26 protein-coding genes and 1 riboswitch are annotated in these 23,919 nt (G+C 40.4%); of the genes, 20 read left to right on the top strand and 6 right to left on the bottom strand.

Going from position 1 to position 23,919, the window contains the following annotated elements; all coding sequences use genetic code 11:
• Positions 1–92 precede the first annotated feature (92 nt).
• The 5 genes from mtnW to C6W18_RS11295 all read left to right on the top strand — a co-directional run bounded on the left by mtnW (position 93) and on the right by C6W18_RS11295 (position 3,703).
• The gene (mtnW, locus tag C6W18_RS11315; RefSeq protein ID WP_105927606.1) at positions 93–1,313 is read left to right on the top strand and encodes a 2,3-diketo-5-methylthiopentyl-1-phosphate enolase; all 1,221 of its coding nucleotides are present in this window, start codon (positions 93–95) and stop codon (positions 1,311–1,313) included.
• Positions 1,314–2,009 carry a 2-hydroxy-3-keto-5-methylthiopentenyl-1-phosphate phosphatase gene (locus C6W18_RS11310; protein ID WP_105927605.1) on the top strand — a complete coding sequence of 232 codons (696 nt, stop codon included), beginning with the start codon at positions 1,314–1,316 and terminating at the stop codon, positions 2,007–2,009.
• The gene (locus C6W18_RS11305; protein ID WP_034322112.1) at positions 1,973–2,611 is read left to right on the top strand and encodes a methylthioribulose 1-phosphate dehydratase; all 639 of its coding nucleotides are present in this window, start codon (positions 1,973–1,975) and stop codon (positions 2,609–2,611) included. The genes C6W18_RS11310 and C6W18_RS11305 overlap by 37 nt, the downstream gene beginning before the upstream one ends.
• Before the next feature lie 17 nt (positions 2,612–2,628).
• Positions 2,629–3,159 carry a 1,2-dihydroxy-3-keto-5-methylthiopentene dioxygenase gene (locus C6W18_RS11300; RefSeq protein ID WP_105927604.1) on the top strand — a complete coding sequence of 177 codons (531 nt, stop codon included), beginning with the start codon at positions 2,629–2,631 and terminating at the stop codon, positions 3,157–3,159.
• Between the two features lie 301 nt (positions 3,160–3,460).
• Positions 3,461–3,703: an aspartyl-phosphate phosphatase Spo0E family protein gene (locus tag C6W18_RS11295; RefSeq protein ID WP_105927603.1), complete on the top strand. Its 243-nt coding sequence runs from the start codon at positions 3,461–3,463 to the stop codon at positions 3,701–3,703.
• Between the two features lie 49 nt (positions 3,704–3,752).
• Here C6W18_RS11295 and kinD read toward each other — a convergent pair whose 3' ends face one another.
• Positions 3,753–5,258: a sporulation kinase KinD gene (kinD, locus tag C6W18_RS11290; RefSeq protein ID WP_034322105.1), complete on the bottom strand. Its 1,506-nt coding sequence runs from the start codon at positions 5,256–5,258 to the stop codon at positions 3,753–3,755.
• A 205-nt stretch (positions 5,259–5,463) separates the two neighbouring features.
• On the opposite strand from kinD, the gene mhqR reads away from it, so the two are divergent.
• On the top strand, positions 5,464–5,919 hold the full coding sequence (gene mhqR, locus C6W18_RS11285) for a MarR family transcriptional regulator MhqR (protein WP_003211701.1): 456 nt from the start codon (positions 5,464–5,466) through the stop codon (positions 5,917–5,919).
• Positions 5,920–6,152: 233 nt separating this feature from the next.
• Here mhqR and motB read toward each other — a convergent pair whose 3' ends face one another.
• The 3 genes from motB to C6W18_RS11270 form a co-directional block, all read right to left on the bottom strand.
• On the bottom strand, positions 6,153–6,920 hold the full coding sequence (gene motB, locus C6W18_RS11280; protein WP_034324953.1) for a flagellar motor protein MotB: 768 nt from the start codon (positions 6,918–6,920) through the stop codon (positions 6,153–6,155).
• Positions 6,913–7,707: a flagellar motor stator protein MotA gene (gene motA, locus C6W18_RS11275; RefSeq protein ID WP_034324951.1), complete on the bottom strand. Its 795-nt coding sequence runs from the start codon at positions 7,705–7,707 to the stop codon at positions 6,913–6,915. The genes motB and motA overlap by 8 nt, the downstream gene beginning before the upstream one ends.
• A gap of 383 nt (positions 7,708–8,090) precedes the next feature.
• Positions 8,091–10,193 carry an ATP-dependent Clp protease ATP-binding subunit gene (locus tag C6W18_RS11270; RefSeq protein ID WP_105927602.1) on the bottom strand — a complete coding sequence of 701 codons (2,103 nt, stop codon included), beginning with the start codon at positions 10,191–10,193 and terminating at the stop codon, positions 8,091–8,093.
• Between the two features lie 245 nt (positions 10,194–10,438).
• Between C6W18_RS11270 and C6W18_RS11265 the strand changes: the two genes are divergently transcribed.
• From C6W18_RS11265 to C6W18_RS11235, 6 genes are all read left to right on the top strand, one after another.
• Positions 10,439–11,482 (top strand): YkvI family membrane protein, encoded by a 1,044-nt coding sequence (locus C6W18_RS11265; RefSeq protein ID WP_105927601.1) that lies wholly within the window; start codon positions 10,439–10,441, stop codon positions 11,480–11,482.
• Positions 11,483–11,553: 71 nt separating this feature from the next.
• A riboswitch (PreQ1 riboswitch) is annotated at positions 11,554–11,598 on the top strand.
• Positions 11,599–11,756: 158 nt separating this feature from the next.
• Positions 11,757–12,413, top strand: a complete 657-nt coding sequence (queC, locus tag C6W18_RS11260) for a 7-cyano-7-deazaguanine synthase QueC (protein WP_034324944.1) — start codon at positions 11,757–11,759, stop codon at positions 12,411–12,413.
• The gene (queD, locus tag C6W18_RS11255; RefSeq protein ID WP_034324942.1) at positions 12,414–12,854 is read left to right on the top strand and encodes a 6-carboxytetrahydropterin synthase QueD; all 441 of its coding nucleotides are present in this window, start codon (positions 12,414–12,416) and stop codon (positions 12,852–12,854) included.
• Positions 12,847–13,578 carry a 7-carboxy-7-deazaguanine synthase QueE gene (gene queE, locus C6W18_RS11250; RefSeq protein WP_034324941.1) on the top strand — a complete coding sequence of 244 codons (732 nt, stop codon included), beginning with the start codon at positions 12,847–12,849 and terminating at the stop codon, positions 13,576–13,578. Before queD ends, queE begins: the two co-directional genes overlap by 8 nt.
• 15 nt (positions 13,579–13,593) lie before the next feature.
• On the top strand, positions 13,594–14,091 hold the full coding sequence (gene queF / locus C6W18_RS11245) for a preQ(1) synthase (RefSeq protein ID WP_034324938.1): 498 nt from the start codon (positions 13,594–13,596) through the stop codon (positions 14,089–14,091).
• Between the two features lie 268 nt (positions 14,092–14,359).
• The gene (locus C6W18_RS11235) at positions 14,360–14,578 is read left to right on the top strand and encodes a hypothetical protein (protein ID WP_105927599.1); all 219 of its coding nucleotides are present in this window, start codon (positions 14,360–14,362) and stop codon (positions 14,576–14,578) included.
• A 118-nt stretch (positions 14,579–14,696) separates the two neighbouring features.
• Here the strand turns inward: C6W18_RS11235 and C6W18_RS11230 are convergent, their stop codons facing one another.
• Positions 14,697–14,885 (bottom strand): YkvS family protein, encoded by a 189-nt coding sequence (locus C6W18_RS11230; protein WP_034324932.1) that lies wholly within the window; start codon positions 14,883–14,885, stop codon positions 14,697–14,699.
• A 167-nt stretch (positions 14,886–15,052) separates the two neighbouring features.
• On the opposite strand from C6W18_RS11230, the gene C6W18_RS11225 reads away from it, so the two are divergent.
• From C6W18_RS11225 to C6W18_RS11200, 6 genes are all read left to right on the top strand, one after another.
• Positions 15,053–15,247: a hypothetical protein gene (locus C6W18_RS11225; protein WP_034324929.1), complete on the top strand. Its 195-nt coding sequence runs from the start codon at positions 15,053–15,055 to the stop codon at positions 15,245–15,247.
• Between the two features lie 307 nt (positions 15,248–15,554).
• Complete coding sequence (locus C6W18_RS11220; RefSeq protein ID WP_034324927.1) at positions 15,555–16,217, top strand: cell wall hydrolase; 663 nt, start codon at positions 15,555–15,557, stop codon at positions 16,215–16,217.
• A gap of 113 nt (positions 16,218–16,330) precedes the next feature.
• Entirely contained in the window at positions 16,331–17,647 is a 1,317-nt protein-coding gene (locus C6W18_RS11215) for a polysaccharide biosynthesis protein (protein WP_105927598.1), read from the top strand.
• A gap of 54 nt (positions 17,648–17,701) precedes the next feature.
• The gene (gene stoA / locus C6W18_RS11210) at positions 17,702–18,190 is read left to right on the top strand and encodes an endospore biogenesis thiol-disulfide oxidoreductase StoA (RefSeq protein ID WP_105927597.1); all 489 of its coding nucleotides are present in this window, start codon (positions 17,702–17,704) and stop codon (positions 18,188–18,190) included.
• Between the two features lie 295 nt (positions 18,191–18,485).
• On the top strand, positions 18,486–20,405 hold the full coding sequence (locus C6W18_RS11205; RefSeq protein ID WP_105927596.1) for a heavy metal translocating P-type ATPase: 1,920 nt from the start codon (positions 18,486–18,488) through the stop codon (positions 20,403–20,405).
• A gap of 105 nt (positions 20,406–20,510) precedes the next feature.
• Positions 20,511–21,605 (top strand): M24 family metallopeptidase, encoded by a 1,095-nt coding sequence (locus C6W18_RS11200; RefSeq protein ID WP_105927595.1) that lies wholly within the window; start codon positions 20,511–20,513, stop codon positions 21,603–21,605.
• 54 nt (positions 21,606–21,659) lie between these two features.
• Here C6W18_RS11200 and C6W18_RS20060 read toward each other — a convergent pair whose 3' ends face one another.
• Positions 21,660–21,803, bottom strand: coding sequence for a hypothetical protein (locus C6W18_RS20060; protein WP_162839370.1), 144 nt, complete (start codon positions 21,801–21,803; stop codon positions 21,660–21,662).
• Between the two features lie 93 nt (positions 21,804–21,896).
• Here C6W18_RS20060 and C6W18_RS11195 point away from each other — a divergent pair, with 93 nt between their 5' ends.
• A complete protein-coding gene (locus C6W18_RS11195; RefSeq protein WP_105927594.1) occupies positions 21,897–22,886 on the top strand; it encodes a LacI family DNA-binding transcriptional regulator in 990 nt (329 codons plus the stop codon).
• A gap of 55 nt (positions 22,887–22,941) precedes the next feature.
• Positions 22,942–23,796, top strand: coding sequence for a glucose PTS transporter transcription antiterminator GlcT (gene glcT, locus C6W18_RS11190; RefSeq protein WP_034324915.1), 855 nt, complete (start codon positions 22,942–22,944; stop codon positions 23,794–23,796).
• Positions 23,797–23,919: the final 123 nt, after the last annotated feature.

The following is a 23,919-nucleotide window of genomic DNA, read 5'->3' as shown; positions in this document are numbered from 1 at the left end:
AATGAGACGAAACCTCTTTAAGGCGCTGCCCAAGCACTTAAAGAGGTTTTTTTATTGAACATATAGAGGACACAATCGAAAGGGGATTCCTAGTGAGTGAATTACTGGCAACATACGTATTAACACATCGAGAGGATGAACAAATTGACCGAAAAGCGGAGCAGATCGCTCTTGGTTTAACAGTTGGATCATGGACGGATTTGCCGCAGCTCAAAAAGGAGCAACTTAAAAAACATAAAGGCCGAGTAGAGAAAGTGACCGAAAAGTTTGCATCAGCCGAAAATGGTCTGTATCAATCAGAGGTAACAATTGCTTATCCTGAGGCTAACTTTTCAGCTGACATACCAGCCGTTTTAACGACGATATTTGGAAAGCTCTCACTAGATGGGAAAGTAAAGCTTGTCGATATAGAATTTTCGAAAAGGTTTAAAAAAAAGCTGCCTGGACCGGTATTTGGAATAGAGGGGATCCGAAAGAGATTAGATGTGTTTGATCGTCCGTTATTGATGAGTATTTTTAAAGGCGTGATCGGCCGTGATATGGCGGATTTAAAGGAGCAGCTCCGTTTACAGGCATTAGGCGGTGTTGACTTCATCAAAGACGATGAAATTTTATTTGAAAGTCCATTAGCCCCTTTTGAAGAACGAATCAAAGAAGGAAAAAAGATATTAAAAGAAACATATGAAGAGACAGGGCACCGCACGCTGTATGCTGTCAATTTAACTGGCAGAACATTTGAACTTAAAGATCGAGCAAGGAAGGCCGCTGAACTCGGAGCAGATGCACTTCTATTCAACGTCTTTGCCTACGGACTTGATGTCATGCAAAGCTTAGCTGAGGACCCAGACATCCAATTGCCTATAATGGCACATCCAGCAGTGAGCGGCGCGTTTACATCATCTCCTGAATATGGATTTTCACATTCGCTTCTTTTAGGTACATTAAATCGATATGCTGGCGCTGATTTCAGCCTTTTTCCATCTCCTTATGGATCGGTCGCACTTCCGAAAAAAGATGCCCTTGGTATCTATGAAGCTTGTGTAAAAGAGGATACGGTTCAAAAAACGTTCCCTGTCCCGTCAGCAGGCATTCATCCTGGTATGGTTCCGGTATTGATCAAAGATTTTGGATTCGATCATGTCATTAACGCAGGTGGAGGAATTCACGGACATCCGCGGGGAGCCATCGGTGGAGGGAAAGCATTTCGATCCATCATTGATGCGGTGATAAATGAAGAGTCCATCGAGGAAAAGGCATCATCTTGCCAAGACTTAAAAGCAGCACTTGATCTTTGGGGAAGGGTAGCAGAATAAATGAAAAAACCAATTGTATGTTGTGATTTTGATGGAACGATTACGAAAAATGATAATATTATTCGCATCATGAAGCAGTTTGCACCAAGTGAATGGACGAAGCTGAAGGATGGTGTCCTGTCAAAGGAGATCACAATTCAAGAAGGCGTCGGACAGATGTTTCAATTGCTAACGAGTGATCAGAAGGAAGCCATTCAGTCGTTTATTTTAGAAGATACAGAGATTCGGGAAGGATTCAAGCAATTTGTTGATGATGTAAAAAAAGCAGACATTCCTTTCTATGTGTTAAGCGGCGGTATGGACTTTTTTGTCTATCCCATACTCGAAGGCATTGTAGATCAAGCAGATATTTATTGCAATCATGCGTCATTTAAAGAAGACCATATTCAGATTGAATGGCCGCATGCCTGCGATTCAGAATGTCAAAATGGCTGTGGCTGCTGCAAGCCCTCGATCATTCGAAAGCTGACTCATGAAAATGACTTCATTATCATGATTGGAGATTCAGTAACCGATATTGAGGCAGCAAAACATGCAGATATCACGTTTGCGCGTGACTATTTGTTGAATGAGTGTAAAGAGCTCGGGCTCTTACATAAAGAATATGAAACATTTATCGATCTAAAAGCGCAATTTGTTCAAATAAAGGAAGTGAAGGAATGGCAGACGCAAAGAGTAAACGCTGGCAGGAGTTAGCAGACGTCAAACGTGAATTGGCACAAAGAGACTGGTTTTTCGGAACAAGCGGTAATTTATCGATCAAGGTGTCGGATGATCCAATCACGTTTTTGGTGACGGCAAGCGGTAAAGATAAACGAAAAGAATCGGACGAAGATTTTGTTTTAGTTGATGCAGCAGGTCAGCCTAATGATCCGAATCAACCACTCAGACCATCGGCCGAAACACTGCTTCACACATATGTGTATGAGCGGACGAAAGCAGGCTGCTGTCTCCATGTCCACACAATCGATAATAATGTCATTTCAGAGCTGTATGGGGATAAAGGAGAGGTTCGTTTTAAAGGCAACGAAATCATCAAAGCCCTTGGTTATTGGGAAGAGGATGCAGAAGTCATTCTTCCTATTATTGAAAACCCAGCTCATATTCCACTTCTTGCAGAACACTTTGCAGCGCACCTTACAGAAGAGGCGGAATCAGGTGCTGTGCTCATTCGCAATCATGGCATCACTGTCTGGGGAAAAACAGCATTTGAAGCAAAACGAGTGTTAGAGGCTTATGAATTTTTATTTAGCTATCATTTAAAATTAACGCTTTATCAAAGGCAGCTTGTTAGATAAAAAAGGAGGAAAAATACATGGCGACGATTTTTATTCATAATGAAGAGAACACATTACTTGAGAACGAACAAGAGGTAGCGGCATATTTAGAAAAACAAGGGGTCATTTATGAACATTGGGATATTGAAAAGCTACCAAACCGGTTATCAGAAAAGTATGATTTAACAGATGAGGAAAAAGAAGAAATTTTGACCGTTTTCCAAAAGGAAATACAGAATATATCTGAACGGAGAGGGTACAAAGCGCAGGACGTGATTTCATTATCTGATGCGACACCAAATCTTGACGAGCTGCTCCAAAACTTTAAGCGTGAGCACCATCATACAGATGACGAAGTACGGTTTATTGTGAGTGGGCACGGAATCTTTGCCATTCAAGGGCAAGATGGTATCTTTTTTGATGTGAGACTGAATCCAGGCGATTTAATTTCTGTGCCACCAAATATTCGTCACTACTTTACATTGCAAGAGGATCGCAAAGTGGTCGCAGTTCGCATATTTGTCACAACTGAGGGCTGGGTGCCAATTTACGAAGAAGAAACGGTTTAATGAAAGAAGCTGATCATTCCGCATGGGGCGGAAGATCAGCTTTTTTTTAGGAAAATAGACATAAAATGAGAAAGAAAATAGTTGATTTTGAACTTCTGCATAGGATAAAATTCTGTTTAATCAATGTGTCAGTCCTGTCCAAATTTGAAGTTTACCCCCAGAAATGATTGGGTAAGAGGTCTTTAGGCTGTAAAAAATTAAATAAAATAAGCATATTTAATTTAATTTACAAATAAAGTATAATTTTGGTGTCGGATCATTTAGAGCATAGACAGATGAATTCATTGCGGGAGCTGAGATCATGAATATTTATGTAAGGAAAGAACAATTGCTGATGTCCATTGATGAGAAGAGAAAACAAATGGTAGAAGTTGCTCAAGTGGAAGGGTACACAGGTGAGACGACAATTAAATATAGTCAAGAACTGGACAACTTGATGAATGAGTATCAGCATCTTCTTTTTCATGAGAAACAATCTGCCCCCTCCTTTCATGATCTTGTGTCCCAAATGAGTCTCCTATCTGTGAACCGGCCCTCTTACTGACATGAAAAAAACCGGTCTTGCATAAGCAAAACCGGCTGAACTCTTTTAGCTATGCTGAGTGAGCGGAAGGAAGCATGATCATAACAGTTGTTCCTTTATTCACTTCGCTATGAATATCAATTGTCCCGCCATACATCGAAATGATTCGTTTACACACGACAAGCCCAAGACCTGTGCCTTTTTCCTTCGACGTAATAAAGGGGAGGAAGATATGCTTTAGCATCTCTTCTGGTATGCCTTCACCCGTATCCGTCACTTTAATGATGACATGTTCTTTTTCAGCCTCAACCACAATCTTCAAATGACCGCCATTTGGCATCGCTTCTAAAGAGTTTTTCGCTACATTTAATACGACTTGTTTAATGTGATCCTTCGTGCAATACACACCAACATCTTGAATCGTATTGATTTGTAAATCAACCTCGACATTATACAGGTTTGCCTCTGAGAAAACGATCGGCATGATCTCACTCACAATTTCTTTCACAGAATTATTCTGCCATTTTTCTGCAGTTGGTTTTCCCAACACAAGAAATTCACTGACTATTTGGTTAATCCGTTTAATTTCTTCCTCTATGACAGAAAAATAGAGCTGATCTTCTTCTGAATGATACTTCTTTTGCAAAAGCTGTATAAACCCGCTAATTCCTGTTAATGGGTTGCGAATTTCGTGTGCTGTACTTGCCGCGAGTGTTCCAATCAATTCAAGCTTTTGTGCCTCATTTTGATGACGCTCCTGCTGAGTTTGACGCCTTAAAATGACATATTGGACAAGTGTGAATAAAATATTTAATAAAATAAAAGCACTGGATAGAGGAACCAGCGTAACGGACAGCACTTCACTAGTTGAAGCACGCTGCGGAAAAACCTCTAGCTTCCAGCTATTTTCATCTAAATATGTAGACACGGTGCTGTCATTTTCTGATGCTGGTTTCGGACCACTTGTAAACACAACATGTCCATTTTGATTCAGCATCTTAAAATGAAGATCTGGGTTTAATACATTCATAATATTTCTTAAATAGTCAATTTGAATGGCGGCAACTAAAACATTGGTGACTTCTTCGTTTTCATCCAAAACAGGGACACAAATGGAGAGAATTCTCTGTTTTGTAATTCTACTCACATAGTTATCTGTGATCACGGTCTGCTTGGTCACTTGAATACGCTTAAAATAATCTCTGAATGATAGGTTGATTTTTTCCTTTAACACGGTGGTGCTTGCTGTTACATTTCCTTTTTTGTCTAGGAGATACAGGCCTGAAAAACGAGGTTCTTGTTTATAGATTTTCTCTAGGATGTTTTGTACTTTTTTCGTCTCAAGCGGCTGGTCAAATCCCATGGCAAGGGAAGTTAATCTTGCCTCTGTTTCACTAATTAAATAATTCATTTGGTTTTTGTGAATATTTAACATAAGTGTAGCAGTTTGTTTGTTTTTTAAATCGATTTTTTCAGTTTCTTTTTCGTAGATAAAATAACTAATGATTAGGGTTGGAATCATCACCAAAATAAGGTACAGCCTGATCTTCTTCCAAAACCCTTTCAATATACTCATCATTCATCGCTCCAACGTATTACCTAATAGACTTATTATAGCATTGAACCTATCTTTATTACGATGACTTGTATGATTTTTAAAAAATTAGGTGATTCGTTCTGGTCTCATTTTCATGCTAAAGATGGATCAACATGTTGACATTTTACTTATTGTTTATTAATGTCACATTAGTGGGTTGCATTTCATAAAGGATGATAAAAAAATGGAAAATCATAATGTTGAGAAATCATTGAAATTATTTATTGTATTATCACGTGCTTATCGCTCAATTAACCATCACATGAACAAACATATTGTCAAACACGGTCTGAATCCGACTGAATTTGCTGTACTAGAATTGCTGTATCATAAAGGTGATCAGCCGCTTCAGCAAATCGGTGATAAGATTTTACTCGCAAGCGGAAGCATCACGTATGTGGTCGATAAATTGGAGAAAAAAGAACTCCTCAGTCGTAAGGCTTGTGCAGAAGACCGCAGGGTGACATTTGCGCATATTACGGAACAAGGACGAGCTTTGCTTGATGATATCTTCCCAGATCATGCGAAAGAAATTCATGAGATGATCAGTGTGCTGAGTGAAGAAGAGAAGGATGCGTGCATCGATATGCTCAAACATGTGGGACTGCGTGCAAAGCATTTATATGATCATAAAGAATAAACAAATAAAAAAGGAAGCCGCTGGCTTCCTTTTCAGCGTGAAGACAAACCCTCGCATTCGGTGTCAATCCTGCGCGTTGGTGCTCACGAATGTCTAATTCGCTCCGCGCCAGTGCTCGTCTTTCCTAGACTTCAAGGGTTTTCATATCACGCTGAAAAGAAGACAAAGGGCTAAAATAAAGATCATTTTAGCCCTTTGTCAACAATCTGAAAGGAAGCCGCTGGCTTCCTTTTTTATTTCGCTTTTTTCTCAATCGGTAAAATAAGTACTTCTACGCGTCTGTTTTTACTTCTGCCTTCCGCTGTATCGTTTGAGGCAATCGGTTTGAATTCACCGAAGCCTTTTGTACTAAAGTTCTCTTGGTCTAGGTTGCTGTTCTCAAGTAGAATACTTAAAAAGTTTACAGCACGAATCGCGCTTAAATACCAGTTGGATTCAAATTCTGAATTTCTAATGGGTACATTATCTGTATGTCCGCTAATGACAATGTCACGAGCAGGGTTAATGACAAGCAGTTTTGAAATTTCTCTTGCTAACGGGACATCCTGCGGGCGGATAATCGCTCGGCCGGAATCAAAGAAGATACTGTCTTCAATCGTAATGAGCAGACCTTCATCTGTAAGCTTTGTTTCGAGCTTGGAACCGAGCTTTTTATTCGCAATGAATGAATCTACTTGTTTTTTGACCTTTGTCAGAACCGCTTGGTCTCGCGCTTTTGCTTTGGCTTCTTCCTCATCTTCTTCTGCTGATTTTTTGATTTGATCGCTGTTTTCGGTTTCCTCTGTGCTTTGCATGCTGGATTGATCCATGACACCAGTGCCGCCAGTAAAAACAACATTAAAAGACTTGGCCATCTGTTCATATTTCGCAACATCAATGGAACTAGATGCAAACAGCACAATGAAGAGGGCGACGAGAAGTGTCAGAAGATCGGCATATGGAAGCAGCCAAGACTCATCTACATGCTCATCGTGATCATGTTTTTTCCGTTTCCTAGCCATTTTGCTTTTCTCCTTCTTCAATGACAAGATTTGCACGTTCTTTTGCTGGTAAGTACATAAGAAGTTTTTGTTCAATGACCTTTGGAGATTGACCTTCAAGAACCGAAAGAATACCTTCAATCATAATCAGACGAAGCTTTACTTCTTCCTTTGATTTACGCTTCAGTTTATTGGCAAAAGGATGCCATAAAACATACCCTGTAAAAATCCCAAGCAATGTAGCAACGAAGGCAGCACTAATGGCATGTCCAAGCTGTTCGATATCTCCCATGTTTGCAAGTGCGGCAATGAGCCCGACAACGGCGCCAAGTACACCAAGCGATGGAGCGTAGGTACCTGCTTGTGTAAAGATTAATGCGCCTGCCTGATGTCTTTCCGACATTGCGTCGACTTCTTCTGTTAATATGTCTCGAATAAATTCAGCACTTTGGCCGTCTACTGCCATGCTTAAGCCGTTCTTTAGAAAATCATCATCGACTTCCTCAAGATTTGCTTCTAATGCCAAAAGACCTTCACGACGAGCAATTTGTGCCCAGTTTGAAAAAAGAGGGATCATTTCTTGAATCGTTGGAAGCTGGTTTTCTTTGAAGATTTTGCCGAACAATTTTGGTGTTTTTTTAATTTCACTAGATGGGAATGCAATAACAACAGCTGAAATTGTCCCAGCAATAATGATTAATATAGCCGCCGGGTTGATAAGAGCGGTTAGACTCACACCTTTCAAAACCATACCGACACCCAGTGCAATTAATGCTAAAATAATACCAATTAACGATGTTTTGTCCATTATCTCACCAAATCCTTTAACTATCTTTTTCTATAGTTAATATCGGTGTGTTCCAGAAGGGTTTTAGCCTGAAAACAAAATTAAGACAGTTTCTGTGAAGAAATTTTGACGAAAGCGCTTTCTATTTACCTTAAAAAAAGAAACTCCCTTATAGATGGAGGGAGTTTCTTTTTTTATTTTGTGCTGTTTCATTCATAAGCAGTTCTTTTAATTTTTCTTCATGTATGATTTTGATCAGATCGTAGTTCCAATTTATCATGTGATCCATGTGATCCACCTCTTTTTCTTTTATCATAAAGGAAAAGAGGCGGGGGAGCGTCAGCGTTCAGTTGGAACTTAGCCACCATCACATGATGGATCTGTTCATCCTCCTTAGGATGTACTTATCCCTTTTTCACAACGATTTCGTCATGTTCAACATCGACGGTAAATCCAGAAAGATGTTCTTCTTCAAGCAAAATCTCTGTCATTTGATCCTCGACGTGCTCTTGAATGGTTCTTCGTAATGGACGAGCACCGAATGCAGGATGATATCCAAGCGCTGCGATTTTTTCTTTCGCTTCGTTTGTGACGTGGACCGTTAAATTTTGCTCTTTTAGCTGTTCTGACAGTTCATTCAGCAGAAGATCAACAATCTTCACTAGGTCGTCTTTGTCTAATGAGTCAAATTGAATGATGCTGTCAAAACGATTCAAGAATTCTGGTTTGAAATAGGCGCTGAGTGAATCAATCAGTGATTGTTCCTCAATTGCTTCTTCCTGATCAGACTGGAAGCCGACTTTGACCGTTTTATCTGTGCTGCCTGCGTTACTTGTCATAATGATGACCGTGTCTTTAAAGCTGACGGTTCTGCCTTGGCTGTCTGTTAACCGGCCATCTTCCATGATTTGAAGGAACATGTGCTGGACATCAGGATGTGCTTTTTCGATTTCATCCAGCAAAATGATGCTATATGGCTTTCTGCGAACCTTTTCAGTAAGCTGACCAGCTTCATCATGTCCAACGTAACCAGGAGGAGATCCGATGATTTTGGACACGGAGTGTTTCTCCATATACTCACTCATATCTAAACGAATGATCGCATCTTTTGAGCCAAATAATTCTTCGGCTAACGTTTTAGACAATTCGGTTTTCCCGACACCTGTTGGTCCAACGAAAAGGAAGGAGCCAGTCGGTCTATGTTTCGATTTTAAGCCAGCTCTGCTTCTTTTCACGGCTTTCGCCACTTTTTCTACGGCATGTTCTTGACCAATCACTCGTGCTTTTAAACGAACGTCAATTTCTTTCATTTTTGTTTGTTCGTCTGCTTGCAGTTTGCCGACAGGGATGCCTGTTTTTTGTTCCACAATGCCCTCGATATCCTCTGCTGTGACGACATGTTCTTTGTGATCTGTTTTGTGCTTAAGTCTTGCTTCAATCGCTTCTTCTTCATCTCGAAGCTTCGCTGCTTTTTCATATTGTTCTTCTTTTAAAGCAGCTTGTTTTTCAGCAGCGATTTGTGCAAGACGGTTTGTTAATTCATCTTCACTTGCTACATCAAGAGAAAGATTCGCTTTTGAACCAGCTTCGTCCATTAAATCAATGGCTTTATCCGGCAAGTGACGGTCTTGAATATACCGTGAAGATAATTGAACGCACGCTTTAATGGCTTCATCAGAATAGGTGACACCATGATAGGCTTCATACTTATCTTGAATGCCTTTTAAGATGTCGATCGCTTCATCCTGTGTTGGCTCGTCTACGATGACGGGCTGGAAGCGGCGTTCAAGTGCGGCGTCTTTTTCAATTTGGCGATACTCTTTTAATGTGGTCGCACCTACTAGCTGAAGCTCGCCTCGTGCAAGGGCTGGTTTTAAGATGTTTCCAGCATCCATTGACCCTTCGGCAGACCCTGCCCCTACAAGAAGATGGATTTCATCAACAAATAGGATAATATTTTTACGATTTTGCAATTCTTTGATTAACTGCTTCATTCGTTCCTCAAATTGACCACGTACACCTGTGTTCGCCACAAGTGAGGAGACATCTAATAAATAGATTTGTTTGTTCTTTAATTTATTTGGTACATCGCCACTCGCAATTTTTAGTGCAAGTCCTTCGGCGATCGCTGTTTTACCAACGCCTGGTTCACCAATCAGAACAGGGTTGTTTTTATTTCTTCTATTTAAAATCTCAATGACTCTTGTGACTTCTTCATCACGGCCAATGACTGGATCAATCAAACCAGCATTTGCGCCATCAGATAAGTTCCGGCCAAGCTCATCGAGTAAGCCTTTTTGTTTAGGCTGTTCCCCACTTGGGGCATGTCCTGTTGACTCGGAGAAGAATGAACTTCCTCCGAACAATTGAGGTCCCATTTTCATTTTTGACTGCTCCATCAAAGAGGTGTAGCAGTCTTCACATAAAACCATTTGGCTGCGGGCCGAATTCACTTGCATATTCAGGCGAATAGTTGCTTCATTTACTTGACAATGTTGACAACGCATTTGCCATGACCTCCTTAAAATAAAGTTTGACTTTATTTGATCAATGAATGTTAAATAAAATGGTCTATTGTTTGACCATCTTTGACTATAGTATAATCTGACCTATTTTGACTTTCAACTGTTTTGCTCAAAGGCGGATGAAAAATCCTTTTTTGCATTTAATCATGGTTTGTCCTTCTTTTCAAGGAATTTGTCTCATAGGATAAAAAAGAGACAAACGAAAGTGATGGGTGCGGAGGGGTCACATGAAACGTTCAAATGAATCCGCTTTTCAGCTTGCCTTTGTATATGTAGGAACTGTGGTTGGAGCTGGGTTTGCGACAGGAAAAGAAATTGTAGAATTTTTTGTTCGTTTTGGTTGGATTGGATTACTGGGAATCCTGATTAGCGGTGCTATTTTTACTTTCCTTGGCGCAAAAATGATGCTTATTTCTAAGCGAATTCAAGCAGAGTCTTATCAAGATATGAATCGTTTTTTATTTGGAGCAGCTGCGAGTCGATATATTAATGTCGTCATGTTTTTTATTTTACTTGGTGTCACCTCAGTGATGATTTCTGGCGCAGGTGCTATTTTTGAGGAGCAGCTTGGTATATCAAAGGAATATGGCATTTTATTGACGATCATTCTGAGCATCATTGTGCTTTTTAAAGGATCAAAAGGATTATTCGGTGTCAACGTACTCGTTGTCCCGATGCTTATTTTCTTTTCATTGATCGTGTTTCTTGATTCATTTGTTTTTAGCAGCAGTGCAAGTCACGTTCTTGCGCTGCAAATGGGAGAGGGCGAATGGATGTTGTCTGCTGTCTCATATGGTGCCTTTAATTTAGCGCTATCTCAAGCTGTGTTAGTGCCGGTCGCAAATGAAATGACATCAGAAGCTGTGATTAAAAAGGGAGCGGTTCTTGGGGGCGTCATGCTTACACTCATTTTGCTTGCTTGCTTTTTATCTCTTTCTTCATTAGATATGCTCGAGGCGTATGATATTCCAATGGCCCAAGTGGTGTATCAAGTAGCAAACTCCATTCATCTCATTTATTTATTCGTGATTTTCGGTGAAGTCTTTACATCCGTCATAGGCAATTTATATGGGCTGGAAAGACAGGTGAGGGTGTATATCCGACTGAAAAGCATCTATACGATATCTCTTATCCTCGTATGCTGTTATGTGATCAGTAAAATTGGATACGGTACACTGATTTCAACGGTTTACCCTATTTTCGGTTATGTCAGTATTTTTTTTATCCTCTTTCTTTGTCTGAAAAAAGTGCCTAAATCGCTAAATAGATAAAGAAGGGATAGCCTGCATGAAAAATATGTGGTACACTATGCTCTGTGAAAATTGAACAAAAATCCGTGAAAACGGGAGAGGTTCTAGCAAAACCCTCTATAAAAAACTAAGGACTTGCCGTATCCTTGGATGTGGCATTTTTTATTTTTTATGGCTAGGACACCTCATATACATGTGAAGGTGTCTTTTCTTTTGAGAAAATAGGGGTTTTCATGAGCCTTTCAGATGCAGCTTTGTACGGTTGTACTCATCTGCAAAAGGAGGAGAACAGGAAATGAAAAATGAAAAAGCAGTTGTTGTCTTTAGCGGGGGACAGGACAGTACGACTTGTTTATTATGGGCACTTCAACAATTTGAAGAGGTAGAAACAGTGACCTTTCATTATAATCAGCGCCATCAAGAAGAAATTGATGTAGCCAAAAGAATCGCTGACAAATTAGGTGTGAAGAATCATCTATTAGATATGTCTCTTTTGAATCAGCTGGCACCAAACGCTTTAACAAGAGATGACATTGATATTGTGGAAAAAGAAGGAGAACTGCCTTCCACATTTGTTCCAGGGAGAAACTTAGTCTTCTTATCCTTTGCCTCTATTCTTGCGTATCAAATCGGAGCAAGACATATTATCACAGGTGTTTGTGAGACAGACTTTAGCGGCTATCCAGATTGCCGAGATGAGTTTGTGAAATCTTGCAACGTCACAGTGAATCTGGCGATGGAAAAACCATTTGTCATCCATACACCACTGATGTGGCTGAATAAAGCAGAAACATGGAAGCTGGCCGATGAGCTGGATGCGCTAGACTTTGTGAAAAATGAAACGCTCACTTGCTATAATGGCATCATTTCTGATGGCTGCGGTGAATGTCCTGCATGTAAGCTTCGGAAAAACGGCTATGACACTTATATGGAAATGAAGGAGGCGAAATAAATGCTTTCTCAAATCTATCCACAAACGGATCATCCATTTTCGTTTGAATTGAACAAAGATATGCATGTATCGGCTGCCCATTTTATCCCGCGAGAAGATGCAGGCGCCTGCAGCCGTGTACATGGTCATACGTATACCATTAATATCACGATTGCGGGAGACGACCTAGATGAATCGGGTTTCCTTGTCAATTTCAGTACATTGAAGAAGCTTATTCATGGTCAGTACGATCACACGCTGCTTAATGATCATGAGGAATTCTCATCAAACGATCCATACGCGATGCCAACCACTGAGGTTGTGGCAAAGACCGTACATGACAAAGTCGCAGCGTATTTATCGACTTTAGCGAACAAACCGACATGTGTTCAGGTCTTTGTTAGAGAGACTCCAACAAGCTACTGCATCTACCGTCCGAAACGAGTTGAGATCAATGGCTAAAGCGATTCCCGTATTAGAAATATTTGGTCCAACCATTCAAGGAGAAGGAATGGTCATTGGACAAAAAACAATGTTTGTCAGAACGGCTGGCTGTGACTATTCTTGTAGCTGGTGTGATTCCTCCTTTACATGGGATGGCTCAGCAAAGCATGACATTCAGTGGCTTCAGGCAGAGGACATTGTCCAAGAGCTGAAAAGAATAGGCGGACAGGCTTTTTCTCATGTCACCATTTCAGGAGGGAATCCTGCGCTTTTAAAGCAAATGGAATCACTCATTGATTTGCTGCATGAAGAAGGTATCGATACTGCGCTTGAAACACAAGGAACGATGTATCAGGATTGGTTTTTAAAAATTGATGATTTAACCATTTCTCCAAAGCCGCCAAGCTCGAATATGAAAACAGATTTTACAAAACTGACACGCATTATAGATGAATTGAAAAATGGAAACAGATTGCAACATGCAAGCCTGAAGGTCGTGATCTTTGATGATCGTGATTTAGCCTATGCGAAGGATGTTCATGCGAAATACCCAGAGCTTCCTTTTTATTTACAGGTAGGAAATGATGACACGACGACAGGTGATGATGCGTACTTATTGACGCATTTATTAAAGAAATATGAAGCGCTTGTAGATCAAGTCGCGCAGGATTCAGATTTAAACCGCGTAAGAGTGCTGCCGCAGCTGCACACATTATTGTGGGGAAATAAACGAGGCGTATAGAAAGGAAGAGACGACATGACGACAAGAAAACCAGAAGAATTAGAAGGTGTCACTTTATTAGGAAACCAAGGGACCAATTATTTGTTTGAATATGCACCACAAGTGCTTGAAACGTTCCCGAATAAACATCCAAATAGAGATTATTTCGTAAAATTCAATTGCCCAGAGTTTACATCACTTTGTCCGCAAACAGGGCAGCCAGATTTTGCGACGATTTATATCAGCTATATTCCAAATGAAATCATGGTCGAGAGTAAATCGTTAAAATTATATTTGTTCAGCTTCCGTAACCACGGTGACTTCCATGAGGATTGTATGAATATTATCATGAACGACCTCATTGAATTGATGGACCCAAGGTATATTGAAGTATGGGGCAAATTCACACCAAGAGGCGGCATCTCAATTGACCCGTATACAAACTACGGAAAACCTGGAACAAAGTATGAAGAAATGGCATCGTATCGTATGATGAATCATGATATGTATCCAGAAACGATTGATAATCGCTAATAATAGGAAAAGACATGCCGGATGACATGTCTTTTTTTATGGAATCAAGGCGGAAATATAAGGCTAAAACCAAAAAAAGAGAAGAGTCATGTCACTCTTCTCATACCAATAGGAATAGAACTCGCTAGGACGGCTGGGGGCTACCAGCTCGTAAAATTATTATACATGACAGAACGTATGTTTGTAAAGGTAGATCGTGCTTTTTTTGCTTATCACGTTTGCTTTGAGATAAAATAGGGGCAATGAGTGGAAAACGGAGGCGTTTGTGTTGGAAAACAAAGAAGAGAAAACAGAGAAGCTGCTGTTGGAGCTAAGAGAAGAGCTTCAGATGCTTGAACACCAAAACAAAGAACGATATAAATGGAGTGCTTCCACATTGCTTGGAGTGATTGCGCTTTTAATTGATAAAGGCGTTATAACACCTGAGGAAGTAGAGATGTACAAGACCAAGGCAGAAATACAGACCTTTCATACGCAAAAAGACTGACCTCCCTTCAAAAGGTGTCAGTCTTTTTCATATGTGATTTTCAAAAGAGAGCAAAGCTCTCTGACAGCTTTGCTTCGTATATATTTATGTAATGATAGTCTGAATTGAGGATTGCAAATTAATGTGCGGAGTCTTTGATGATTTTATAGTTTTTATGATTAACGACTGTTAGTGAATCCAGTTCTAAATCTCTATAGTTGTCCATGATGGTGACATCCACAATGACAGAGTTTTCATTCACTTTTTCAACTACACCTGTTAAACCATTTCTAAATTCGATCACATTTCCAATTTTTGCAATCTTCAACCGATCCCTCTCCTTTAAAAACAGATTTCATTCCCTATTAAAAAGTATTTTGCAATATTTTCATACTAATGTAAAGGATAAAGACGTTTTTGTTTCGTTTTCGTTGTACGCTCCTCAAACGAATGATATATTTAATATTTGATCATGGCAGAAAAGGAGCGGTTTTTTTGACTGAAGAACAAATCCTCACAATACTCGAATCATTACGGAATGGGACGGAGAAGCAAGTGACCATTCAAAAAGATGATTTTTTAACTTTTCGTTCTATTTTGGTAAAGCAAGATGATTTTAAATATTTTCGCGGAATTGCCAAACATCGTGGAGATGTTATTTTTGAATATCTTAAAGAAGCAAGAAGCTAAAGCTTTTTCTCACTAATGAGAGAAAGCTTTTTTATTTTGGTTCTTTTGTCATACTTCAAACCAGCTTGATACATATGAAAAGAAAATGTAATAACCCATAATTAGGAGCATAAGGATGATTATAGGCGGAAAAGGGACCTTTTTAAGCGCTAACAATTCCAGTTCATGTGCATTCCAACTAGGACATGCCATTTTATGACGGAATTTGGACAGGCATGCAAATCTTTGTGCGTGAAAATAAAAGAAGCTCTTGTTAGAGTGGACAAGTATCTTACGGCCTACTTTGATTAAAGGAGGAATGAGGCGAATGATCAAAATTCACACAGCTCTTTTTGTCATCCTTATGCTGGTAGCAGCAATGAAGATGGACAATATACAAGAGCAGCAAGGCACATTAAGTCACGAACTTTCACAAGCACCTGTTAAGCATCAGTTTTCATATATAGATCAAGATGATCACGATCAAGTCATCCCAGCATTTTCAGAGGAGAAGCGTCAGCCAAAAGTCAAAATGCTAAGTACGTCAACAGAAAAACAGTCTTCAAAACCGAAGCAAAAGAAACAAGTGAAGTCTGAAACGACGAAAGAGGCAAGCTCAAAAAAACAAACGCGTTATTCTAATGAAGAAATGGACTTGCTCTCTCGATTGGTACATGCTGAAGCGAAAGGTGAATCTTACGCAGGGAAAAAAGCTGTGGCAAGCGTTGTCTTAAATAGGGTAGAGCATGGCTCTTTTCCTGACAGCGTCAGAGCGGTTATTTATCAGCGAAATGCCTTCCAGCCAGTATCGAATGGAAGTATTAATGATAAGGCAGATCAAGATTCTGTGAAGGCTGTGAAGCAAGTTGTGAAAGAACATGACAGAACGACAAAGGCCATTTATTTTTATAATCCGAAAACGGCGACAGATAACTGGATTCGTTCCCGTAAAATTGTAGAACGGATCGGACGTCATGTATTTGCCGTCTAAAGAAAAGCAGCGACCAACAGGTCGCCTTTTTTTTGTCTTCAATTATCAAAATATTTTCAGGACTTGTCTCATAGAATGGGAAAAGAATTTGCTTTTAGACAAGGGGAGGCTACATGAATCGATTTGTAAAAGGGGTCATTCTGCTATCTGTTGCAGCTTTCATTGCGGAGTGTATAGAGTTCTTAGTCAATATGATTTTAGCGAGAGAGCTTGGAGAACATGGAATGGGTCTATATATGAGTATCCTTCCAATCATCATGCTTGTACTTGTGATCGCTAGCTTAGAGCTTCCAGTCTCCATTTCTAAATTCATTGCAGAATCGCATGAGCGGCTTCACAAAAGTATGCTCCGCCATGCCTTTAAAATGACGCTTGTGGTGACATGTACAACCACAGGAGCAGCAGCGATTGTACTGCCTTTCATTCCTGTGTTTCATTCGTACCATCCGCTCATGAAAGGCTTAGTGCTATCTCTTATTCCGATTATTGCGTTTACCTCCATTGCACGCGGTTATTTTATGGGGAAGCAGCAAATGGGCAGAATCGCCCTAGCCAATATGCTGAAAAAAACGATCCAACTCATCTGCTTGTTTTTATTTTTCCATTGGTATTCCTTTGATATTGAAACAGCGGTGCTCATCGCCATTGGGGTCATTGTTGCGAGTGATCTTGTTGTCTTTATTTATTTATACTCCCAATACGTCATGGCGAAAAATGCTGTGAATGTGAGGTCTGTAGAACTAAGAGGGATTGACGTAAGAAAGCGCTTGTTGGCTGTCTCGATTCCGACAACTGGCATGCGCATCTTTCATGCCATCGCCAATGCCGTTGAACCCTTTTTAATCAAAGGAGCTCTCGTGGCAGCAGGCATCTCTGGAACACTGGCTGTTGATCATTACGGCATGCTTGCTGGTGTAGCGATGTCGATTGGTTTTTTCCCGGCGTTTATCGCCCATTCGATCATGATTGTGATGATTCCGAATGTATCTGAAGCCTATGCTTTAGGGCAATATGATCTCGTGAAAAAACGTGTCAGGCAAGCGATTCTCATTACGTTTGGGTATGGGGTGCCGGCAGTGATGGTGATGTATTATTTCGCTTATCCGCTCACGCAACTCTTTTTTGACTCACCACAAGCTGCCGTCTATCTGCAGCTTCTCTGGCCGTACTTTTTATGCCATCTGTTTGTGATGCCATTTCAAGCGTGTTTAATCGGTATGGGGCTGATTAAAGATGTGTTCCTACATAATATTTGGGTGCATGTCGTCTCATTTTCTATGGTGTATTTCCTTGGGTCAATTGAAAGCCTGAACATGATGGGCGTTATATTAGGAATGAACACGGGCATGCTGCTGCTGACTGCGCTGCATTATGCAACCATTTGTAAGGAGCTTGGCGTTTCGGTGTTTCTTAGAATGAAAAAAGCTTGAATGTCATCTTCATCGAGAGGGCAAGCTATAAGAAAACTGGGAAGGAAGATCTTGATGAAACGTAAATATCTACCCGCCAGTCTTCTGATCATGACCCTTCTTCTATTTCTGATGAACATAGAGGCAGAAGCGAAAGAACCTGTTATGGCGCCGAGGATAGAGGTTCCTACATTAACTGGTGAAACGCAAATCGTTCCGCCGAAAGGGAAACGAACGATCCTGCATTTTTGGACAACATGGTGTCCGTCCTGCAAAATGGAGCTGCCGGCCTTTGAGCAGATCGTGAAAGAAAATCAAAGTGATGTTGATATTCTGACCGTTAATTTACTAGGTGCTGAACAAAGTAAAAACGCTGTCGCCCAATTTGTGAAAGACAGAAAGTTTACGTTCCCGATCGTTCTTGATGAGCACGGAGAAATGATGAAGAAATATCAAATCATCACGATCCCGACCACCTTTTTAATTAATGAAAAAGGAGAAGTGGTGAAAAACCATGTAGGTCCACTGACGAAAAAACAAATCAAAGAGTGGACGAATTCGTAAAACAAATGCTTTCTATGAAGAACCAAGGGTCATTCCTTTGGTTCTTTTTTAGTGTTCAATTGCTTTTTATTTGAATAAACTGTGCTCAGAAGAGGATGGAATGATCTACATCAATAATGATAATTATTATCAAAAAGAAATTATAATAATTATTAATTGAAAATTGATCAGAACCTGTTATAATGAATTACAGACCAATAAAGAGCTTGAAATAGCAGAAAATATAGATGGAAAACGGAACGGGTAACGATTGATGATGTGAAAATCATTATCAATTAGAGAGGAGAAAACAATCATGAATGAGAATACAGCACTTTATCAAACGACAAAACAAAAGGAATCGAAATGGTCCTTTCACAAATGGGCACAGCACGGAGAATTAATAGCAGCAGGCATCTCGGGAATTCTCATCTTGATTGGGTGGGTTCTAAAGGATGAAAGCATGTGGAGTATCCCTCTTTTCATCCTTGCTTTTGTTATTGGAGGTTTTGCAAAGGCGAAAGAAGGGATCGAAGAAACGATTTCGTCTAAGACACTGAATGTAGAACTTTTAATGATTTTTGCAGCGATAGGGTCAGCTATTATTGGATATTGGGCAGAGGGCGCTATCTTAATTTTTATTTTTTCATTGAGTGGTGCGCTTGAAACGTATACGTCAAATAAAAGCAAGAAAGATTTAACAGCTTTAATGAGTATCGCACCAAATGAAGCGACTTTAATTGAAGACGATGGCACAACCATTCAAATCGCTGCTTCATCATTAACACCGGGTGACCGTATTATGATCAAAGCTGGAGAGCGTATTGCGGCAGATGGTGTGATCCTAAGCGGGAGAACAAGTGTGGACGAATCTGCACTGACTGGTGAATCGGTTCCTCAGGAAAAAGGGCAAGGGGAAGACGTGTTTGCAGGAACAGTGAACTTAAATGGTTCATTAACAGTAGAAGTAACGAAATATAATGAAGAGACGCTTTTTCATAAGATTATTAAGCTTGTTGAATCCGCTCAAGAAAGTGTTTCGCCAAGCCAAGCATTCATTGAAAAATTTGAAGGTGCATATGTAAAAGGTGTGTTAATCACCGTCGCTATTTTAATGTTCCTGCCTCATTTTGTGCTTGGCTGGAGCATGAGTGAAACCTTTTATCGGGCGATGGTGTTTATGGTGGTTGCTTCACCGTGTGCGCTTGTTGCATCCATTATGCCAGCCGCTCTTTCACTTATCTCAAACGGCGCAAGAAACGGAATGCTTGTAAAAGGAAGCGTCTTTTTAGAAAAATTAGGCACAAGCACCATGATTGCTTTTGATAAAACGGGGACGATTACAAGCGGGAAGCCAGCTGTAGAAAAGGTTGTGATGGCCAATGGCCAAGATGCACCTGCTTTTTATCAGGCGCTCTATCAAATCGAAAGTCAATCAAACCACCCATTAGCTAAAGCAATTTCTGATATGGCTAAAGAGCATCAAGCGGAACGATCTGCACATGTCACCATTGAAGAAACCTCTGGTTTTGGTGTAAAAGCACAATTAAATGGAGAAACGTGGCGTATTGGGAAGAAAGACTTTGCCGGCAAGGCTTCAATGGACCGCGAGATTGAAGAGATTGGTGACGATCTTTCATCACAAGGGTATACAGTGGTATATGTTCAAAAGGATCAAGAAGTCGTCGGGTGCCTTGGTCTTAAGGATCAAATCAGACCAGAAGCCAAAAAGATAATTCAAGAGCTGAATGATTTAGGCATTCAAACGGTCATGCTGACAGGGGACCAGCAAAAAACAGCTGAAGCCATTGCGGAGGAAGCCGGCATCCAAACCGTTGTTGCTGAATGCCTTCCAGATGAAAAGGTAAACGAAGTCAATAAATTAAAAAAACAAGGTGATTCAATCATTATGGTAGGAGACGGGATCAATGATGCACCTGCACTCGCCACAGCAGATGTTGGCGTTGCGATGGGCGGTGGCACAGACGTTGCCTTAGAAACAGCGGATCTCATCTTAATGAAGAACAATTTAAATAACCTAACAAAGATGATTCGCCTTTCAAGAAAGATGAATAGAATCATTAAGCAAAACATCATTTTCTCGTTAACTGTGATTTGTCTGTTAATTTGTGCGAATTTCTTACAAGTTCTTGATTTGCCTTTTGGCGTCATTGGGCATGAAGGAAGTACGATTTTGGTCATTTTAAATGGACTGCGTCTGCTCCGTGCATCTTAACCAAATCAACTAAGCGCACTTGGCTTCATGCCAGTGCGCTTTTGTGCGAAATATAGCAAAAACTGATACAATAGATCAGTAGTAAAACGTGTGAGGAGGATCACGATGAACCGAATGAAGAGCTTGTCTTCTTGGCTAAAGAAAAAAGACATTCAAGGTGCATTTATACATACAAAGGAGAATGTGTTTTATCTATCTGGATACTTCACAGAACCGCATGAAAGAGTGATGGGGCTGTTTGTGTTTCAAGAGGCAGATCCATTTTTTATTTTGCCTAAAATGGAAGTCAAGCAGGCGGAAAATGCTGGGTGGTCGGGCGATATCATTGGATACGAAGACCACGAAAACCCATTTGATTTTATTAAAACCGCAATAGAAAAACGAGGTGTACGAGCGACTCGTCTTGCGATTGAAAAAGAGTCGATTCCGCTTCAAAGAGCAGAGCAGCTGCAAGCTGTCACCGGGGCAGAAACATTCGTCCGGGCAGAAGAGGAGTTGAACCAGCTAAGACTGATTAAGGACGAGACAGAGATTGCTACACTGAAAAAAGCCGCTCAATTGGCTGATGAAGGTGTGAAAATTGGGGTCAACGCCTTAAAAGAAGGTGTCACAGAAACAGAAGTACTCGCTGTCATTGAATATGAACTAAAGAAACAAGGCATCCAAGGCATGTCCTTTTCAACAATGGTTCTCTTTGGAGAAAAATCAGGCGAGCCTCACGGCAATCCAGGGCAGGCAGCCTTAAAAAAAGGCGATTTTGTGTTATTTGACCTTGGTGTGATTGTGGATGGATATTGTTCAGATATTACAAGAACATTCATCTACCAAGAAGCATCTGAAAAGCAAAAGGACATCTATCAAACCGTCTTAAAAGCAGAAATGGCAGCACTTGAAATGAGCCAGCCAGGCGTGAGAATCGGTGACCTTGACTTGAAGGCAAGAGGGCTGATCGCAGAAGCGGGATATGGTGAATATTTCCCTCACCGCCTTGGACATGGATTAGGGGTTTCAGTTCATGAGTTTCCTTCCATGAGTCAAGCAAATGACGACCTTCTGAAAGAAGGCATGGTGTATACGATCGAGCCGGGTATTTATGTCCCAAAAGTCGGCGGAGTTAGAATTGAAGATGATGTTCTGATTACAGCAGATGGTCCAGTCACCTTAACCAATTATCCAAAAGAGCTGACGATCATCAAGTAATGAAAAAAATCACGATGAACGTCCAATTATTGGAAGTGTCATCGTGATTTTTTGTCACTCTTTTCGATCCTTATCAACAAAAAAATCATCAATTGATTCAAACGGTTTGATTTTATGTTCTTTTCCTAAAGGATGTAGTGCGAAGCGAGCAGAAAACAAAACAGTCATACATAATATAATCCATATGATAATACCCATCTTGAATTCCCCTTTCCATCCAGTGATTTGTTCAGCTCACATACATCTTAAAGTATGAAACGCTTACCATATCAAGAGAAAGTAGGAGAAAAAATGCCAAACATAAGGGAGATTGCGAAAAGAGCGGGCGTATCTGTAACAACTGTATCACGTGTGTTGAATCATCATCCTTATGTGAAAGAAGAAAAACGAGAACGTGTACTGAATGCGATGAAAGAGCTCAAATATACGAGAAACATTCAGGCTGTGCATTTAGCAAAGGGCTACTCTAATATGTTTGGAATCGTACTTCCAACGATTGATCACTCCTATTTCAGCGGACTTGTCACAGGCATTGCTGAGAAAGCCCAGGCGTGCGGCATGCACTTTGCCTTGTTTCAAACGGGATATGATCCATTAAAGGAAAAAGAAGCTTTGATGAGTTTGAAGGAGCGACGTGTGGACGGTTTAATCTTTTGCTCAAATGCGTTAAGTGATCGAGACATTTTAAAGTGGCAGGAATCTGGCCCCATTATTTTTTGTCATCCTACTCCACATGATGACTGTTCAGCGGTGTCGATTGCACATGATCAAGCGTTGAAAGAAGGGCTTCATCATTTAGCAGCATGCGGGCACGAGCGAATTGCGATCGTTCTTGCCAGAACAGAGGGAGCGAATAGCCAAACACGCCTTCAAGCTTATCAAGATATGATGCAATCGCTTGGGCAGGACATTGATGAGGAATGGATCATCGAAGGGAAGTTAACACTTTTTGATGGAAAGCAATTATTTACAGAATGGCAGGGGATGAAAAATCGTCCCACGGCATTACTGATCACAAATGACAACGTGTCAGCAGGTTTTTTATTAGAAGCGCAGCGTCACCATATAAAAGTAGGGGAATCACCAGCCATACTCAGCTTTCAAAATGAACAATTGAGTGAGGCTCTAGGGATTTCCAGCATTGAAATTCCACTCAAACAAATGGGGCAGGAAGCATTTGACTTGTACGACCGGGCGTTAAAGGGAGAAGCACCAGAAAAAAGAGTGCTGCCATTTCGCCTCATTGAGCGAGCAACCACTGTTTTGCAAAACAATCGTTGACGCACGTTTCATCTGTTTTGTACGATAAGAGGGATTGAATAAGAAGGAGGTGGGGATGTTCATGGAATCCTTCACCGTTGATAAAGCGTTAAATAATAATGTCATCATCGCAAGACACCCTTCTTTGGGCGAAGTGGTTCTGATTGGAAAAGGGATCGGCTTTGGAAAAAAATCGGGTGATGTTCTCGATCAAGCGGCATTTGAAAAGATGTTTGTGTTAAAAAACACGAAGGAACAAACAGAATATAAACAGCTGCTTCATCACATTGATGAGAACATGATCGAGCTTGCCAATGACGTCATTTATCATATACGAGAAAAAATGGGTCATCGCTTGAATGAGCACATTCATATCGCACTGACCGACCATATTGCCTTTAGTTTTAAGCGGGTGCAGCAAGGTTATGATATTACCAATCCTTTTATGCTTGAGACACAATCGCTGTACCCGAAAGAATACGAGGTCGCAAAGGAAGTCGTTGAACTGATTAACGAGCGGCCAGATGTTGAAACAAAGCTGCCAGAAGGAGAGATTGGTTTTATTGCGCTCCATATTCATTCGGCTTTAACGAATCGGCCCTTATCTGAGGTGAACCGTCATTCGCAGCTCATCACGCAAATGGTCCAGGTCATAGAAGATTCATTTCATATGAAAGTAGATAGAGAAAGTATTCATTATTTACGCTTATTGCGCCATATAACGTTTTCGATTGAGCGTATTAAACGGGAAGAATCATTAGAGGAACCAGAAAAGTTGCTTCATCTATTGAAAAATGAATATCCTTTATGCTACAATACTGCTTGGAAAATGATCAAAATTTTGCAACATGCATTGAAAAAGCCTGTACATGATGCAGAAGCTGTCTACCTGACACTTCACCTGTACAGATTGACTAATAAAATTTCATAGTTTCCTTGAAACGTGTAACTGATTCGATCAGGCATGAGTGACTTAAGGTAAATACAGGATAAGATCCTGTTATTTGCGTAACCTTATATCACCATGCCTTTTTTTGTGTTTGAAAGTGAAATG

Source organism: Bacillus sp. LLTC93, assembly GCF_002993125.1.
Classification (GTDB): domain Bacteria; phylum Bacillota; class Bacilli; order Bacillales; family Bacillaceae; genus Bacillus; species Bacillus zhangzhouensis.
The sequence above is the reverse complement of the archived record's forward strand: the minus strand, read 5'-3'. Positions and strand labels throughout refer to the sequence as shown.

Excerpts from the sequence above, each read along its gene's own strand:
- C6W18_RS11220 (WP_034324927.1), top strand. The coding sequence starts at position 15,555 with ATGATCAAAATTCACACAGCTCTTTTTGTCATCCTTATGCTGGTAGCA.
- C6W18_RS11305 (WP_034322112.1), top strand. The coding sequence starts at position 1,973 with ATGGCAGACGCAAAGAGTAAACGCTGGCAGGAGTTAGCAGACGTCAAA.
- C6W18_RS11195 (WP_105927594.1), top strand. The coding sequence starts at position 21,897 with ATGCCAAACATAAGGGAGATTGCGAAAAGAGCGGGCGTATCTGTAACA.
- queC (WP_034324944.1), top strand. The coding sequence starts at position 11,757 with ATGAAAAATGAAAAAGCAGTTGTTGTCTTTAGCGGGGGACAGGACAGT.
- C6W18_RS11200 (WP_105927595.1), top strand. The coding sequence starts at position 20,511 with ATGAACCGAATGAAGAGCTTGTCTTCTTGGCTAAAGAAAAAAGACATT.
- motB (WP_034324953.1), bottom strand. The coding sequence starts at position 6,920 with ATGGCTAGGAAACGGAAAAAACATGATCACGATGAGCATGTAGATGAG.
- stoA (WP_105927597.1), top strand. The coding sequence starts at position 17,702 with ATGAAACGTAAATATCTACCCGCCAGTCTTCTGATCATGACCCTTCTT.
- C6W18_RS11215 (WP_105927598.1), top strand. The coding sequence starts at position 16,331 with ATGAATCGATTTGTAAAAGGGGTCATTCTGCTATCTGTTGCAGCTTTC.
- C6W18_RS11310 (WP_105927605.1), top strand. The coding sequence starts at position 1,314 with ATGAAAAAACCAATTGTATGTTGTGATTTTGATGGAACGATTACGAAA.
- glcT (WP_034324915.1), top strand. The coding sequence starts at position 22,942 with ATGTTCATGGAATCCTTCACCGTTGATAAAGCGTTAAATAATAATGTC.
- C6W18_RS11205 (WP_105927596.1), top strand. The coding sequence starts at position 18,486 with ATGAATGAGAATACAGCACTTTATCAAACGACAAAACAAAAGGAATCG.
- C6W18_RS11300 (WP_105927604.1), top strand. The coding sequence starts at position 2,629 with ATGGCGACGATTTTTATTCATAATGAAGAGAACACATTACTTGAGAAC.
- C6W18_RS11295 (WP_105927603.1), top strand. The coding sequence starts at position 3,461 with ATGAATATTTATGTAAGGAAAGAACAATTGCTGATGTCCATTGATGAG.
- queE (WP_034324941.1), top strand. The coding sequence starts at position 12,847 with ATGGCTAAAGCGATTCCCGTATTAGAAATATTTGGTCCAACCATTCAA.
- mhqR (WP_003211701.1), top strand. The coding sequence starts at position 5,464 with ATGGAAAATCATAATGTTGAGAAATCATTGAAATTATTTATTGTATTA.
- motA (WP_034324951.1), bottom strand. The coding sequence starts at position 7,707 with ATGGACAAAACATCGTTAATTGGTATTATTTTAGCATTAATTGCACTG.
- queF (WP_034324938.1), top strand. The coding sequence starts at position 13,594 with ATGACGACAAGAAAACCAGAAGAATTAGAAGGTGTCACTTTATTAGGA.
- C6W18_RS20060 (WP_162839370.1), bottom strand. The coding sequence starts at position 21,803 with ATGGGTATTATCATATGGATTATATTATGTATGACTGTTTTGTTTTCT.
- C6W18_RS11265 (WP_105927601.1), top strand. The coding sequence starts at position 10,439 with ATGAAACGTTCAAATGAATCCGCTTTTCAGCTTGCCTTTGTATATGTA.
- queD (WP_034324942.1), top strand. The coding sequence starts at position 12,414 with ATGCTTTCTCAAATCTATCCACAAACGGATCATCCATTTTCGTTTGAA.
- C6W18_RS11270 (WP_105927602.1), bottom strand. The coding sequence starts at position 10,193 with ATGCGTTGTCAACATTGTCAAGTAAATGAAGCAACTATTCGCCTGAAT.
- kinD (WP_034322105.1), bottom strand. The coding sequence starts at position 5,258 with ATGAGTATATTGAAAGGGTTTTGGAAGAAGATCAGGCTGTACCTTATT.